Annotated in this window: 14 protein-coding genes, 1 tRNA gene and 1 pseudogene; 6 read left to right on the top strand and 10 right to left on the bottom strand. The window is 63.4% G+C overall.

Annotated elements, in window-relative coordinates; translation table 11 throughout:
- The 7 genes from BLW05_RS36290 to BLW05_RS18845 form a co-directional block, all read right to left on the bottom strand.
- The coding region (locus tag BLW05_RS36290; protein WP_218135193.1) for a hypothetical protein at window positions 1-324 on the bottom strand (324 nt) is incomplete at its 3' end.
- Window positions 325-332: 8 nt separating this feature from the next.
- A tRNA-Leu gene (locus BLW05_RS18870) sits at window positions 333-417 on the bottom strand.
- Between the two features lie 240 nt (window positions 418-657).
- Window positions 658-1,038, bottom strand: a complete 381-nt coding sequence (locus BLW05_RS18865; protein ID WP_093164961.1) for a glutaredoxin domain-containing protein — start codon at window positions 1,036-1,038, stop codon at window positions 658-660.
- 265 nt (window positions 1,039-1,303) lie between these two features.
- Window positions 1,304-1,948, bottom strand: a complete 645-nt coding sequence (locus tag BLW05_RS18860; protein WP_143044859.1) for an AAA family ATPase — start codon at window positions 1,946-1,948, stop codon at window positions 1,304-1,306.
- Between the two features lie 108 nt (window positions 1,949-2,056).
- Window positions 2,057-2,842: an adenylate/guanylate cyclase domain-containing protein gene (locus BLW05_RS18855; protein WP_143044858.1), complete on the bottom strand. Its 786-nt coding sequence runs from the start codon at window positions 2,840-2,842 to the stop codon at window positions 2,057-2,059.
- 121 nt (window positions 2,843-2,963) lie between these two features.
- Window positions 2,964-4,043 carry a helix-turn-helix transcriptional regulator gene (locus BLW05_RS18850; protein ID WP_093164957.1) on the bottom strand — a complete coding sequence of 360 codons (1,080 nt, stop codon included), beginning with the start codon at window positions 4,041-4,043 and terminating at the stop codon, window positions 2,964-2,966.
- 335 nt (window positions 4,044-4,378) lie between these two features.
- Complete coding sequence (locus BLW05_RS18845; protein ID WP_177142718.1) at window positions 4,379-6,484, bottom strand: hypothetical protein; 2,106 nt, start codon at window positions 6,482-6,484, stop codon at window positions 4,379-4,381.
- A 411-nt stretch (window positions 6,485-6,895) separates the two neighbouring features.
- Here BLW05_RS18845 and BLW05_RS35430 point away from each other — a divergent pair, with 411 nt between their 5' ends.
- Window positions 6,896-7,276: a hypothetical protein gene (locus BLW05_RS35430; RefSeq protein ID WP_143044855.1), complete on the top strand. Its 381-nt coding sequence runs from the start codon at window positions 6,896-6,898 to the stop codon at window positions 7,274-7,276.
- A 35-nt stretch (window positions 7,277-7,311) separates the two neighbouring features.
- Here BLW05_RS35430 and BLW05_RS36815 read toward each other — a convergent pair.
- A pseudogene (locus tag BLW05_RS36815) lies at window positions 7,312-7,518 on the bottom strand (transposase); the annotation flags it as partial.
- Window positions 7,519-7,581: 63 nt separating this feature from the next.
- Window positions 7,582-8,493, bottom strand: a complete 912-nt coding sequence (locus tag BLW05_RS18830) for a LysR family transcriptional regulator (protein WP_177142717.1) — start codon at window positions 8,491-8,493, stop codon at window positions 7,582-7,584.
- Between the two features lie 130 nt (window positions 8,494-8,623).
- Between BLW05_RS18830 and BLW05_RS18825 the strand changes: the two genes are divergently transcribed.
- The 3 genes from BLW05_RS18825 to BLW05_RS18815 are packed head-to-tail and all read left to right on the top strand — an operon-like array spanning window position 8,624 to window position 11,218.
- The gene (locus tag BLW05_RS18825; protein ID WP_093164951.1) at window positions 8,624-9,583 is read left to right on the top strand and encodes a Bug family tripartite tricarboxylate transporter substrate binding protein; all 960 of its coding nucleotides are present in this window, start codon (window positions 8,624-8,626) and stop codon (window positions 9,581-9,583) included.
- Entirely contained in the window at window positions 9,541-10,635 is a 1,095-nt protein-coding gene (locus tag BLW05_RS18820; protein ID WP_256330374.1) for a zinc-dependent alcohol dehydrogenase, read from the top strand. Before BLW05_RS18825 ends, BLW05_RS18820 begins: the two co-directional genes overlap by 43 nt.
- Window positions 10,628-11,218: a DUF4286 family protein gene (locus BLW05_RS18815; protein WP_093164948.1), complete on the top strand. Its 591-nt coding sequence runs from the start codon at window positions 10,628-10,630 to the stop codon at window positions 11,216-11,218. Before BLW05_RS18820 ends, BLW05_RS18815 begins: the two co-directional genes overlap by 8 nt.
- Before the next feature lie 15 nt (window positions 11,219-11,233).
- On the opposite strand, the gene BLW05_RS18810 is transcribed toward BLW05_RS18815, so the two are convergent.
- Window positions 11,234-12,118: a LysR family transcriptional regulator gene (locus BLW05_RS18810; protein WP_093164946.1), complete on the bottom strand. Its 885-nt coding sequence runs from the start codon at window positions 12,116-12,118 to the stop codon at window positions 11,234-11,236.
- A gap of 139 nt (window positions 12,119-12,257) precedes the next feature.
- Between BLW05_RS18810 and BLW05_RS18805 the strand changes: the two genes are divergently transcribed.
- Window positions 12,258-13,238: a Bug family tripartite tricarboxylate transporter substrate binding protein gene (locus tag BLW05_RS18805; RefSeq protein ID WP_093164945.1), complete on the top strand. Its 981-nt coding sequence runs from the start codon at window positions 12,258-12,260 to the stop codon at window positions 13,236-13,238.
- An 8-nt stretch (window positions 13,239-13,246) separates the two neighbouring features.
- Window positions 13,247-14,875, top strand: a complete 1,629-nt coding sequence (locus tag BLW05_RS18800; RefSeq protein WP_093164943.1) for an FAD-dependent oxidoreductase — start codon at window positions 13,247-13,249, stop codon at window positions 14,873-14,875.
- Window positions 14,876-15,047 lie beyond the last annotated feature (172 nt).

Genomic DNA, 15,047 nt, shown 5'->3' with positions numbered 1-15,047 from the left:
ACCGAGTGCTCGCGCTCGGTCAAAACTGCCCCGGGCATGCGGTAGGTCGTACTCATGGCTCGCATTAGAACCCGAACGTACGCCCGCCTCCGGCGCGACCCGCTTGCCTGCGGCGGCCCAATTTCGATTCGGGTAGCGCTGAAAGTGCTGCGCAACAACACGTAGCGAGCGAGTCACTGAGGCGGCTTGAGCAACTTTTGTCGCAGCACCTGTGCGAACATGGCACGCTGTCCTCGTTCCGGAACTGAAACCTCTCAGCCTTGCGCTCTTCATCTGGCAGCTGCAAAAAACAAAGCCGGCCAACGCGATGTTGATCGGCTTCATCAGTGCTCTGGTGCCCAGGAAGGGACTCGAACCCCCACGATGTTACTCGCTAGTACCTGAAACTAGTGCGTCTACCAATTCCGCCACCTGGGCATTTCAGGAAGCGGTGGATTCTATATTGACCAGCAAGCGCGACCGATTCGATGTCGCGCTGACGTTCGCGCGCCGGCTCGATGCGAACCGGTCCAAGCAGCCGCGGCTGCACAACGTCAATCGCGAGCCGGGTGGTACGAGATCGCCCCAATCTTGCCACGCCGGATTCGAAGCCAACGCCGCGACGAGGCCGCGAGGCCGTCGCAAAGCACCGCGTGCAGAAGCGGCAAGCCGCTCAACTCAGGCTCCGGCGCTTCGCGCCAGAGCTTCCTTCAACTCGCCGCTGTCGATCAGCTTTTGCAAATCAGAGGCACCGCCTATCAGCGTACCCTTGACGAACACCATCGGAAATGTGGGCCAGCCGGTCCACATCTTGAGCGCATTGCGCTCCCTCCAGGTGTTGAGATAGTTCCCGTACTCCAGATAACGAAACGGCTGGCCAGCGGCTTCTAGCGCCTTGCGCGCTTTCTTGGGGAAGGGATTCAACCCCATGCCGACCACCACCACGTCGTTGGTGTCCACCGCATGCATGACCTCCCGCACGATGCCCTGCTGGTGCTCGGCGATCTTGCCGCGGATGTCGGGATGGATGCGGGCTTCGTCAAGAATCGGGCGCGGCATGGGCACTTCGGTGGATAGTGAAGCGGGCGAATGTATCGCAACGGCGGCACGCAGATGTAGAAGGTACCGTCGCTTTGCTTACTTCTGCCTGTCGGCATCGGCCGTCGCACGGTAGGACCGCAGCGTTTGCGGTCCTTCAGCTCGACGAACGCAAGTGCCTGCAAACCGCCTCTCTTCTGCCATTCCCGGTGGCTCACCTCGTTGTAGTGCCCGGAAGTCGCGTGGGGGCCCGTTGCCGACGGTCGGGTCGGTAGAGAGCGGACCTTCATGCACGCAATGACCAGCTATCGCAGCGCGATTCCGAATCAATGGATTCAGGCACGCCGCTGATCATCCGCGGCATTCGAGCACCGCCCGTGCCCGGATCAGAACTGGATAGTCGAAGCCTTCGGTGAACCTCTTGTAGGATCCAGTGCGCGTCTTCGACCAGGAAGAGCACCGGCTGCTGTTCGGACAATTGCTGCAGCAAATCGATCAGCGCTTCGAGCGTGTACGCCTTTTCCTCCTGCGGCGAGGCGCTGCCAGGCAAGGAGCGGCCACCATCGGGCAAGCCCACCAGCCGTAGAAGACAACCGAGGGAGGTTGCCGGCAGCGGGCCGGCCAGGCGCTCGAGCTTGTGCGCGCGATCCCCGGGCGAATCTGCCGGCGCCATGCCCGCGGCGTGCTCCAGATGCTGCACCACCGGGTACAGCGCGCTGCTGCTGAAGTAAGGCGAGCACTGCAGCAACACCGTGGCCACCGATTCACCGGCAAGCCGCTCGCGCAAGACCTGGCAGATGCGCGACTTGCCGATACCGGCCTCTCCCGACAGCAGCACGACCTGGCCTTCGCCATCGCACGCCAGTGCCCAGCGCTCGTGCAGCAGCGCGAGCTCGCTGTCGCGGCCGATGAACTCGACCAGGCCCTGCATGTGTTGCGCCTCGAAGCGCGTCGCGACCCTGCGCTCGCCGACCAGGCGCCACACTTCGACCGGCTCGGCGAAGCCCTTGAGAGCGAGCCTGCCCAACGATTCGAGCACCTACGTATCCCCGACGAGCTTGCGCGTGTCGTCGGCAAGCACGATCTCTCCCGGCTGGGCCCGCGCCTGCAGGCGCGCCGCGAGATTCGGCGTCTTGCCGCTGGCCGAACGTTCGGCGGCTGCCGTGCCCGTGCCAATCTCGCCGATGACGACCAGCCCGGTGGCGACGCCGATGCGGGTCTGCAGTTCGATGTCGCCCCGAGCCCGCCGTGCATCGAGCGCCTTGACGATACCCAGTGCCGAGCGCACGGCGCGCGCCGCGTCGTCCTCGTGCGCCTGCGGATAGCCGAAGTACACCAGCGCGCCGTCGCCGAGGAATTGCGCCACATGGCCCTCGTAGGGTGCGACCGCCAACGCCACTATCTCGTGATAGCCGCGAATGAGTTGTTGCAGGTCCTCGGGATCGAGCCGACCCGACAGCGCCGTCGAGCCGACCATGTCGCAAAACATCACGGTCAAGTGCCGGCGCTCGGCATCGCGAGGCGCCGTCGATGCCGCGGCGACCGGTTCCACGGACGCCGCCAACTGCGAGGGCGAGGCGCCGCTGTTCAGCGCGGCAATGGAGCGCAGCAGCCGCTTGCGATGACCGAGCGCGGCCACGCCAAGCACCTTCAAATCATCGTCGCCAAGTTCGCCGAGCAGGTCGAACTCGATCCCCTGCTCGGCGAACGCCTGCGCGTAGACCCCGAGGCCCAGACCTTGCAGCCACTGCTCCACGTCGTTCATCGCGCCAAACCTCTGAACAACCGTTCGATGACAGCGAACCGACGGGTCGGTGCTGCCCACTCCGATCTTCGGGACGGCGCAAGCATCGCACGGACGGTGCGGTCATGCGACAAGAAATTGGGTCTTCCACCCCAAAGCATCATTTTTGCTATGGAGGTTCCGGAGATCCGCAATTGCGCTGTCAGGTAGCGGCAAGAGCCGTTCGCACGAGATCGACCTGTCGCGTACAGCCCGCCTTTTCCATCACCGTCGCAATCTGCTTTCGTACGGTATTGATGGTGACTCCGTGGGCGGCTGCAATGTCTGCGGCCTTCTCGCCGGAGACCAGCGCATGCAGGACGGCGGCTTCAGCCTCCGTCAGTCCAATCGAAGTGCAGAGTGCGTCAAGGCAAAGATCCCCCTTGGCCCTTCCCGGCCGGAGGCGGACGACGAAAAGCGATCGGGAGTCGAGGCGATAAGGCTGCTCGGCGATGCTTGTCTCAAACAGGCATGTTCTCCCTCGCTCGCCCGGGAACAGCATCTTGCAGCTCTTGCCCGGGGCCACCTTTGCGAATGACGAGGAGATCAGGTCTCGCACTCTCTCGGAGGGATGCCAGAAACGCCCATTCCTGATTCGCAGGGAGCAGTTTCCCTCCAGGAGGGATCCAGCCGACGGGGAGGCGTGCAAGACCACCCCACCTGAGTCGACAAGGCACATGGCCTCGCCAAAACCCCTGAGCACAGCTTCCGCCGAGACAATCCATTGCGATGCCCTTTCGCGCCTCTTGGCAAGCGCTTCCTGGATGGCTTTCTTGAAAGTCACGATCGGTTCCGAGGCGAGGAACTGATCTGTATCCTCCACGTGATCGCGTTGAAAGTTGATGGTTGTCGCGTATCGCTCGTTCTCCTCGAGTACAAGCACCACCATCTGGTTCATCCGGTGCTTTCGCATGAAGTCGTGGTAGTAAGCGCTGTTGCGCTCGCCAACGCGCTGGAGGGCCTTTTGGGTATCCAGCCAAGTGCCCGGAGCCCTGAAGGCGCCGCCCTCCGTCACCAAAATGTCGTGGCGGTGAAAATGCGATATGTACTCGGTGACTGCGGAACTGTCGACGCCGAATTCCTGGAGCTCGACAGGCTTCCCGGTTTCGAGGGATAGAAATCCACCCCCGTAGCCGCGCATGAGCTCGGCCGAACTGCGGATGAAGTCGCACCAGGGCGGCGTGGGGTCGGACAAGTGACGAGCGGCGTCAAGCGCCCGCTTGAGTACAAGCGTGTTTTCCACGGCAACCCCTCCTGGCCTCGTGGGCCTGTGAAACGGTTGTCAGACCCCTATGGCAAGGGTTTCACCGCCGTCTTTCTTTGTTAGTACAAAAGGCTTCTTCTTGTGGACTGACGATACATCTGGTCGCGGAGTTGCGTCAATTTTCTGACTTGAGAGGTCAGGGAATTTTCTCCTCCGCATTGGGTAGATCCCAGGCGCCAACGGCCGCGCAGTGCCTCGCGCAATTCAGCGCTCCCCCTTTCCAAAAGCAAAAGTGGCCCCGCGCCAAAAAGCGCGAGGCCTTGAAGGGCAGCCGCGCGAGCGCGGCGTGCCGTGGAACTGTTGGTCCTGCCAGGCTACTGCGCCGGCTTGTAGAGAGCCCAGAGGGAGAAGGCGTCCATCTGATCCCTTGTACGCGAGACAAGCTGCAGAGTCGAAACATATGAGTTCTGGGCGTATTGGGTGACCCCTGTCGCTGTGTCGCAATGAGGATCGCCCGAGCTCTGAGGCGTGCAGTTGATGGTCGCGGTGCGTACGTTCGACGCGATCGAGAGATCGTCATTGAAGTTGGTGCGTACGTTGTTGATCAACGGTCCGCGTCCGAACACGCTGACCAGCGTCGGTCCGACGGCGGTCGCGGGCACCGTCCATGCGTCTGCTGCGTTGTTGCTGAAGTCGAAGACGTTGGGTGTGGTCGCACTCGGAGCGCCGTAGACAAACACACCATTGACGTTTGTCGAGGTGCGCTGAATCAGAAGAGCACGCATGCCGGACGTCAGCGAAACGAACGGGCTGCGCGCATTGGCCTCGGCTGCTGTCAGCGGCCGGCTTTCCGTTTTGTAGCTCTGTACCACGTTGGCCGTGCTCTGGTTGACGTGGAAGAACTCCATGCGCCAGACGCCCTGGTTGGGAATCTTGATGATCTGGTCGTCCGTGAACACGGTGGAGTCCACGAACAGTGCCGGCTCGAGCGTGCGCGGATCGCCCGCGCCTCCGTTCAGGAACTTCCCATTGAGCAGGACCACGGAGGTCGGCGACGTGACGACGCCGTTGATGGCGATGGCCAGGTACGAGTTGCCGGGAACCGGAAGAAGCGTATAGACCTTGCCTGTGGGAGAGGTCACTTCGACTTTCGAGAAGACCGACTGCCCGTTGGCGATCAGGTTGTTGGCGAAAACGTTGTATCCGACGCCGACCCAATCGAGGCCAGCGGAATTGACGTACTCCCGGCGCGACATCTGCGGGCGCACGCTCGCGTTGTAGATGTACTGGTTGCCGATCAGCTTCAACTCGTCGCCTTCGTAGCGCGCGGCGAGCGTGTCGAACGACCCCGAGCCCGCCGTATTGAGGCTGTGGTAGCGCAGGATGACGTCGCCGTTGCTGCGGTAGTGCCCGAGGGAGCCTTGGTCGAAGATCACGCCGGTGGCGTTCGAGCGGAACAGGCTGCTGAACGATCCGGCACCTGACGCATCGCGCCCGACACGGCTGCCACTGGACAGGTACTGGCCCGGATCGTTGCCCAGGAAGGCGCTCTTGCAAAGTGGGGAGATGACGTCCGTTGCCGTGCCGGTCACGCTTCCGGTGTCACTCGGCGCATTTACGCGCTTGGAGAGTGGCAGGGCATAGCACTGGGTCAGCCTGGCCAGGAGGGCATTGATGGCCTCCCCGACCCCAGGTTTGGCCAGTTGGTCGATCGTCACGGGGGGAAGCGCTGGCACAGTTGGGTCGGAGCTCCTGAAGTTGACCGAGATCGGCTGCTCGTTGGCCGAAGGAATCGCCTGCAGCGTGATCTCGATGTTTGCTGTGGTCCCATCCGGGCGCACCGTCACATCGATGGAGTCGAGCACACGATCATGGCCTGTGCCATCAGCGGTGAATGTTCCCGTGATGGGATCGACGGTACTTCCAAGGACGTCGAGAAGCGGCTTGAGGGCTGCCATCACCTCCGCCACCTGCTCGCTCACGCTTGCCTGATCGGGTACCGCGGTCCCCGCGGCGATGGCTGCGGCGAGCGCGGCAGGGTCTCCATTGGGCGAGAGCCGGGAGACCACGATGCTGGTGATCGGGGTGACGTTGATGCGCCCGCCCGAGGCGTTGACGCTGACGCTGTAAAGGCTCTCGGTGCCACGCTGCGCGGTGATCACCAGCGGGAAGACGGTGGTGGTCGGAAGCTTGCAGGTGTATGTGCCTTGGGCGTCCGTAGTGGTGTTGCATACCGTGGCGCCCGTCTTGTCGACGACCGTGAGGGTCGCGTTGTTGAACGGAGATCCCGAAGCTGCGACGCCCGAGATCGACACCTGCGCAGGCGCAGGCGCAGGCGCAGGCGCAGGCGCGGGCGATGGAGCGGGCGATGATCCGGAGGGAATGAACCCGCCATTGCTTCCGCCTCCTCCGCAGGCACTCAGGGCAAGGGCCATGGCGCCGGCCAGCGATAGGCCGAGGGCTCTGGAAGCGGCGCTCAAGCTCCGCTCGAGTTGGGGACGAGGGCACGGGGCAAGTTCAATCGACATCGTAGGCTCCTTCAAATGTTGAGCCGGACCGTAAGGCTGATTGATTGCCGGGCCATCCCAAAAATGGCCATTGACGATTCACGCATGCACGGGCACACGATGGCGGCACACCGATCACAAACGGCAGCCAACCATTGCCTAGATCACGCCCTTCCGCTCGCCGGGATGATTGGCGATGGCAGGGCCGGAGGCGCCCCAGCCGGCAGACGTCAACTTGGTCGTGACCGTCACCCCCGCTCAAACGCAAGCGCAGATCGCGGGCGCCGTCAATGCAAGGATGTGTGATGACAGGTGAGAACCATTGCGCGACAACGCGCATGGCGAACGCCCCAACCCCTTCAACCGACCAATGCGAGGTAAACCATGAACCGGATGCCGATGCTTTGTCTTATCGCATTCACAGCTCTGAACTGCGACGCTCAAACCGAAGCACTCGATGGGGCCTGGGTTGCGAAGTGGAATGCGCCGAACGGCACGGGCCGGGAGGCCAAGGTCGCGATCAAAGGTGAGCAAGGGACGTGGAAAATGGCGACCTCGCGCATGAATCGCGAGGACCCGTGCAACGGCAACCCCATCCCCTTCGACGTCTCGAAAAGCGATGAAGGAGTCGCCTTCGCCATGTCGCCATCCAAGGGCATGGCTGGATGCGGGCAGGACTACACCCTGAAGATGAAGAAGGTCGACGACAAGACGATGGAAGGCAGCTTCCGCGACGGCCGGACGTTCACCGTCACACGGCAGTGATCCCCCGGGGCGGCTGCCCTTGCCGCTGTCGCGCCTGAAGACTGGATACGGTTGAGGTAGCCGTAGATGTAGATCTTGAGCAGCACGGCCGGGTGATAACGGGGCCGACCGGTGCAAGCGGAGCGAATACCTTCGAACCCGAGTTCCTGAAAGTCCAGTTCGTCGACGAAGGCATCGACCACTCGGACCGAGTTGTCCTCCGCGATGAAGTCGTCGACGCACTTGCGAGAGACTGCAAGCAGTTCTGCAAATGCGCAGTCCACCCCGATTCCCGATACTGACGCCGGGCATCGCACATGATGCGATCAACCGCCCAGCGTTTCCGCCATGCGATGCTTGAGTTCCACAAAGTTGGTACGGACCGCATCTGCCAGTATGGGCAAGATCGGGTTCGAATCGGCCTTGCGTTGCAGCAACACGAGGAACTCGCCGGCGCCGGCACCTCGGAGGCTGCGAAACGAGGTTCCCGCGGCGCCAAGCAATGCGCACGAGGCTGGCACCAAGGCAACGCCGAGACCCGCTCCGACCAGGTCGAGCACGCCGTGCACCGTGCTCGCTTCGTAACGGATCCGCGGACTGAAGCCGGCCTTGGCGCACAAGTAGATGGATTGATCGAAGTACGCGGGCCCTCGGTGCCGGGTGAAGGCGACGAAATCGTGGTCCGCAAAACCGCGCAGATCCACCGGGTTGCCGGCGCGGCGGGCCTCCTGAGGTGTCAGCGCCAGGCAGAACGGATCAGCCATCTGAGCCGCTACGGTCAGGCGTGGGTGGTGCGGCTTGCTGCGCGCGATCCCGGCATCGAGATGACCCGCAGCCACCGCCTCGGCCTGCTCGCTGCTGATCATCTCGCGCAATTCGATATGAAGAGCCGGATGCGCCTTCTTGAGATGGCGAATCAGGTTCGGCAGCAAGGTGCTGCTGGCCGAGGGCACAAAGCCGAGCGCCAGGTGCCCACTGCTGGCGCTGCCCGTCACGGACTCTTTCATGCGCGCCGCGCGGTCCAGCAGAAAGCGCGCTTCCGGCAACAGGGACTCGCCGGCTGCCGTCAGGCGCACGCCTTTGGGATGGCGCACAAAGAGCGCCGTGCCCATTTCCTCTTCGAGTTGCCGGATCTGCACCGAGAGCGGCGGCTGCGCGATGAACAGCTTTTCTGCGGCCCTACTCAGGTTGCCAGTTTCGGCCACGGCCACGAAGTAGCGCAAATGCCTTAGTTCCATGGTTATGAAATCTCCATACGTGGGAGGTATCAATACCATAGCCTATCGGTGTTTGGAATATCGAACTTGGTCGTCCAGAATTCGTCCATTCCAGGCGCAGATGCGCCGCCCACCGAATGGAGACACACACATGAAGAAAGCCTTCGCCCTACTTGCGGGTTGCGCATTTGGCTTGGCCGCGTCAGCCCAAAGTTGGCCCACCAAGCCGGTCAAGATCGTCGTGCCGGCACCGGCCGGCAGCTCGCTCGACTTCATCGCCCGCACGCTGGGTGACAAGCTGCGGGATCGGTGGAAGCAGCCGGTACTGGTCGACAACAAGGCGGGTGCCGGCGGCATGCTGGGAATGAGCGCAGTCGCCAAGGCCCCCGCCGATGGCTATACGCTGGGTATCGGCTTCAACGGGCCGATCGCATTCGGCCCGCACATGTACAAGAAGATGGCATACGACCCGGCCAAGGATTTGCTGCCGATCGTGCTCACCTCGTCCCAGCCCAACGTTCTGGCGGTGGCGGCAAGTCATCCTGCGAAGACCCTGCCCGAATTCGTTGCATGGGCAAAGAAGCAGGGCAACAAGATCAACTACGCCTCCGTCGGCGCCGGCAGCTCTTCGCACCTGACCATGGAACTGTTCAAGAGCACCGCAGGTTTCGAGGCGACGCATGTCCCGTTTGCCGGCTCGCCCCCTGCCGGTATCTCGGTGGCGTCGGAAGAGACGCAGGCGCTGTTCACCGTGGCGCCGGCGCTGCTGCCCCTGATTCAAGGCGGTCGCATCCGTCTGCTGGCGGTCACGAGCCTGAAGCGCACCGAGACTATGAAGGACCTGCCGACCGTCGCCGAGTCGGGCTATCCCGGCTTCGAAGCGCTGGCCTGGAACGGCCTCTTCACCGCAGCCGGGACGCCCCCCGAAGTGGTGCGCCGCATCAACGCCGACGTCAACGAGGTGATGAAGGACAAGGGCGTGCGCGAGGCCTTCGCCAAGCAGGGATTGATCATTGGTGGCGGCTCGCCCGACGAGTTCAAGACTTTCATTGCGGATGAGAGCCTCAAATGGGGCGCCATCATCAAGAAGGTCGGCATCAGCATCGAATGACATCGGAATCAAGCACCATGCAAGCATTGCGCAAAACTCGCCCGGCAGCAGGCCTCGAATTGGTGGACGTACCGATTCCCGTGCTGGAAGCCGATTCCACGGATGTGCTGGTGAAGGTCAGCGCCACCGGCATCTGCGGCAGCGACCTGCACGTGGACGACTGGACGCCCAGCTATGCTTTCATCACCCAGAGCATTCCGGTCACGGTCGGGCATGAGTTCGTTGGGGTCGCGCAGACCGGTCCCCTGGCTGGCCAGCGCGTGGTGGTTCGTCCTTCGGTGACCTGTGGCGTCTGCGCCGCGTGCACCGCCGGCGACCACGACGGCTGTGAAAAGCGCCGTGGCATCGGGATGACACGGGATGGCGCCTTTGCAGCGTGGGTCCGGGTGCCCCTTCGCAATTGCGTGCCAGTGCCTGACAGCGTGAGTGACGAACTCGCCGCGCTCACCGAGCCGCTTACCATTTCGATGCAGGCGCTTCGCATCGCGGGGGAGGTGGCGGGCAAGCGCGTGCTCGTGATGGGCCCGGGCACCATTGGCCAAGGGATCGCCGCCCTGGCGCGCCGGGCAGGCGCCACGCAGGTGGTGGTCAGCGGCTTCGACGACGCAGCCCGATTCGATGCCTTGCGCCGCATGGGTTTCGAGGCATTGGTCGATGTGGCGACTCAGTCGCTCGCCGAGGGTTGCAACTTGCACACGGGCGGCGAGCCCTTCGATGTCGTCTTCGAAGCGACGGGGGTGCCTGAGACCATCACGGAAGGCTTGGCGCTGCTGCGGCGCAATGGCCCTGTCGTTGTCACCGGCATTCATGCCCGCCCGCTTACGCTGGACCTGACACCGATGGTGCGCAACCAGCAGCAGCTGCGTGGTTCGTTTCGTCCGCCCGAATCCGATTGGCCCCTTGCCCTCGAATTGCTGGGCGAGATGGATGCCGTCATGCGCCCGATGGTCAGCCATGTCCTGCCGTTGTCACAGGCTGCCGAGGGATTCGCACTGGCACACGCGAAGACGGCGAGCAAGGTGCTTCTGAAGCCGGAACCGCACGATGAATGACGACACCACGGGCGCGGGTGCCGTGCTGGCGCTGTGGAATGACGTCACGCCCGAGATGGATGCCGAATACAACGCGTGGCATGCGAACGAGCACGTGCCCGAGCGATTGACGGTCCCGGGGATGCTGTGGGGCCGGCGCTATCGGCGATTGAGCGATGACGCGGCGCCACGCTACCTCACGATCTACGGCATGCGGGATGCACGGGTCGTGGAGAGCGAGGCCTATCGCCTGCTGCTGAGCCAGCCGACGGCGATGAGCGCGCGCATGCGCCCGCACCTGTGCAACCTGTCGCGTTGGGTGTGCGACGTTCGCGAATCGCAGGAGTTCGGTGAGTCCACCCACGTGGCTGCGTGGACCTTCGAGGAGGAAAAGGTGGCGCGCTTGCGCGCTGCCGAACACGCATCGACCAGCAGCGGGTTGCTGCTCGGGCGCAGATCACTCGACGCAGTGCCCCTGCCGTGGCTTCGGGGCGACCAGGCGCACGCTATCGAAGGAAGCTGGTTCCTGACCATCGGATTGCCCGACGAAGTCATGGCAGCGTCGGTGCCGGCCCCAGGCGCGATGTTGTACCGCGCCCTTTAATCGCCACAGGCGGCGCTATGAAATGCTCTCCAACTCGCTGGCGACCAGTTCAAGAAATGTTTGCCCAAGCTGCGAGGGCGGCCGGTTGACATTGGTCACGCTGTAGATCGCGAACTGCGGCGCGTCAGGGATCTTGATCAGCGCAAGATCTTCCGAACGATGCGCGCGCGCAGACAGGTTGTCGACGAACGCGACGCCCGCCCCGCTGGCCGCCATGGCACAGACGGCATAGCCCGATCGCACTTCCACCGCGACCTGTCGTGCGATGCCGAACTTCTCGAGCCAGGCATCGATGATCCGGCTCTGCGGTGCTTCCGGGCTGTAGATGACCAGGCGCTGCCGCAGCGCCGTGGCCAGATCGAATTTCTTCGCCAACAACGCGTGGCCCTTGGGCACGACACACTGCAGCGTCCATCGCCCAATCTCTCGCACATCGAGCACCGGGTGGTCCAGTGGAGCACTTGAAATCGCGACATCCGCCTCCTCGGCGACCAGCGTCTGGACGATCTCGCGCGTCGGCAAGGATTCGAAAAACACTTTCGAATAGGAGAAGCGTTGCAGCAGCCTGGCGGTGGCGCCGGGCACGAGTTGCAGGGCGGTATTGGCGCTCGACAGCACCCTCAGCGTGGCGTGGTCGCCAAAGCGCAGGTGGGTCGCCACGTTCTGCACATGCTGCACGCCGCGATAGACCTTGTCGACTTCCGCTTGCAGGGTGTGCGCCTCCGGCGTCGCGATGAGACGGGCGTTTCGACGTTCGAAGAGCGTGACGCCCAGCTGGATTTCGAGATGGCGGATGAGCCGGCTGACCCCCGGTTGCGACACGTGCAGGAGCTTGGCGGCGTTGGTCGTCGAGCCGGTTGTCATGACGGCCCGAAAGACTTCGATCTGTCGCAGATTCACGCTGGGACCTACTACAAGTTGTTCGGTGGAAACCCCTATTTAGAACGCCATGTTATAGCCTGCGCCGCTCTTGGTATTGGACCGGCCAGAGAGGCGTCTCTAGCATCGGTGCCATTCCCCCACACGAAAGAGACATGCCATGACCGCCGCCGTTCGCCACTTGTTGAAAAGCCTCCTCGCTACCGGAACTGCGCTGGCCCTATGCACCGCACAGGCGCAGACCTATCCCACCAAGCCGGTGTCCCTTGTCGTCGGGTTTGCGCCCGGCGGCTCGGCCGATAGCCTCGCGCGCCTGTTGGCGCAGAAGCTCGGCAGTTCGCTCGGCCAACCCGTCATCGTCGACAACAAGCCCGGGGCGGGTGGCACCATCGCGACGGCAGCAGTCGCCGCGTCGAAGCCAGATGGCTACACGCTGTTGATGGTCACCAGCGGGCATGCGGGCAGCGCGGCGTTGTACCCGAAGCTGAGCTATGACACGCAAAAGAGCTTCGAGCCCGTCGCCAAAGTAGGCGCTTCGCCGGTCGTAATCGTGGCTCCGGCGTCGGCGCCCTACAAGACGTTGAAGGACGTGATCGATGCGGCCCGCAAGAGCCCGGGCAAGCTCAACTACGCAGCTGGCGGCGGCGGCGCAACCACCACGAGCCTGGCCGCCGAGTTCCTGAAGAATGAGGCGAAGGTTGATATGGTCATGGTGCCGTACAAGGGGTCCGGCCCGGCCCTGACGGCCCTGTTGTCTGGTGAGGTCGACCTGGGCTTCGACATTCCGTCCAGCGCACTGCCACACATCAAGGCGGGCAAGCTGCGTCCCCTCGCGGTGACCACGAAAACGCGCTCGAGCGTGCTGCCCGACGTTCCCACGGTCGCTGAGCAAGGCATGGCCGGGTTCGAGGTGACGGGTTGGTTCGGTGTCCTCGCACCGGCTGGCACACCCGCAGCGGTGGTCGCGCGCCTGAACAAGGAAATCAACGCGGTGCTGAGCGATCCGGAAACGAAGGACAAGCTCCAGAACATCGGCGTCGAGGCGGCCCCCGGCAGTCCTGCCGATTTCGGCAAGCTGATCGCCAGCGAAACGCAGCGTTACGGTGACGCGATCCGCAAGCTCGGCATCAAAGCAGAGTGAGCCGCATCATGAACGCCACTGAACGAACTGCCGACGTCGTGATCATCGGCGGTGGCCTGGGCGGGGTCTCCGCCACGCTGGCAGCGGCACGGCTGGGGGCGAAGGTCATCCTGGTGGAGGAGCTCGACTGGCTCGGCGGCCAGTTGACTTCGCAGGCCGTGCCCCCCGACGAATACCCCTGGATCGAGTACCTGACGGCCTCGCAGAGCTACGCCACGTTCCGCGAAACGATCCGCGACTACTACCGACGCCACATGCCGCTGACGGACGCAGCGCGCGCGCGCGTGCGGCTCAATCCCGGTCAAGGCAACGTCAGTTCGCTGTGCCACGAACCGTGGGTCGCGGTGAAGGCCATCGACGAAATCCTGGCGCCGCACGTTTCGGCCGGCCGAGTCACCGTGCTGCGCAAGCATCGCATGGTGAAAGCCGAGACCGATGGAGATCGCATCCGCACGGTGCATTTACGCAGCCTGGATGACGAGAAAGAGCTCGTACTGACTGCACCAATATTTATCGACGCCACGGAGATCGGCGACCTGCTCGAAATGGCCAATGTCGAGCACGTGTTCGGCGCTGAGGCCCAGTCGCAGACGAACGAATTGCACGCGCTGCCCGAAGCGGATCCTTTCGATCAACAGGCCATCACATGGTGCCTGGCTGCGGACTACCTGCCCGACGAGGACCACACGATCGACAAGCCAGCCGACTACGACCGTCTCAAGACACTGCAACTCGACTGCTGGCCTGGCCCGCAGTTGAGCTGGACGCTGAGCGACTTCGTCACGCACCAACCGCGCGAACGCCCGCTGTTCGTTGGGCCGACCGATACCGACTCTCTCTACGATCTGTGGCACGCGCGACGCATCGCGTACCGGCAGAACTTCCTGCCGGGCAGCTACGCCAGCGACATCACGCTGGCCAACTGGCCCCAGATGGACTATTGGGAAAAGCCGGTCGTTGGCGTGTCCGCCGAAGCAAAAGCGTTGGCCCTTGCCGAAGCGCGACAGTTCAGCCTCGCCTTCTTCTACTGGATGCAGACCGATGCACCGCGCCACGACGGAGGCTACGGCTACCGCGGCCTGAGACTGCGTGGCGACGTTCTGGGCACGATGGATGGCTTGGCCAAGCAGGCCTACTTTCGCGAAGGGCGCCGCATCCAGGCCGAGTTCACCGTGCTGGAGCAGCACATCGGCGTGGAGGCGCGACCAGGGCAATCCGGTGCCGAGCGCTTTGCCGACAGCGTTGGCATTGGTGCCTATCGCATCGATTTGCACCCCAGCACGCGTGGCCGCAACACGGTCGACATCGACTCCTTTCCATTCCAGATCCCGCTCGGCGCTCTTTTGCCGGTGCGCGTCGAGAACCTGCTCCCGGCCTGCAAGAACCTGGGAACCACACGCGTCACCAACGGCGCGTACCGCGAGCACGCAACGGAATGGAGCATCGGTGAAGCAGCCGGCACGCTGGCCGCGTTCTCACTCGCACGCAAGCAACCGCTGCGCGCGGTACGCGCAGACAAAGACTTGCTCGGAGACTTCCAGCGCACGCTGGAAGGGCAAGGCGTTCTGCTGGCATGGCCAAGCTTGGGCGCGTTGACGCCAGTTCAGCGGGTCGGCTACCAGCACGCCAAGCGCTGAAGCTTTTGTGATTGGCCCGGGGGCCACGTGCATAGGGCCGCGCGTGCGAATCAAACGACAGCTTGGGCACGTATTGTGGAAGTTCCAAGGCGCGATTCGAAATTCGGCTCTGGGCCTATTGTGTTGAAAAACCCGATGGCAAGTTGCGCACACTGATCTATTGTTGAAGCAC

The organism is Variovorax sp. YR216, from assembly GCF_900107745.1.
GTDB lineage: Bacteria > Pseudomonadota > Gammaproteobacteria > Burkholderiales > Burkholderiaceae_C > Variovorax.
Note: the sequence above shows the minus strand (reverse complement) of the source record. Positions and strands in the feature narration are given on the sequence as shown.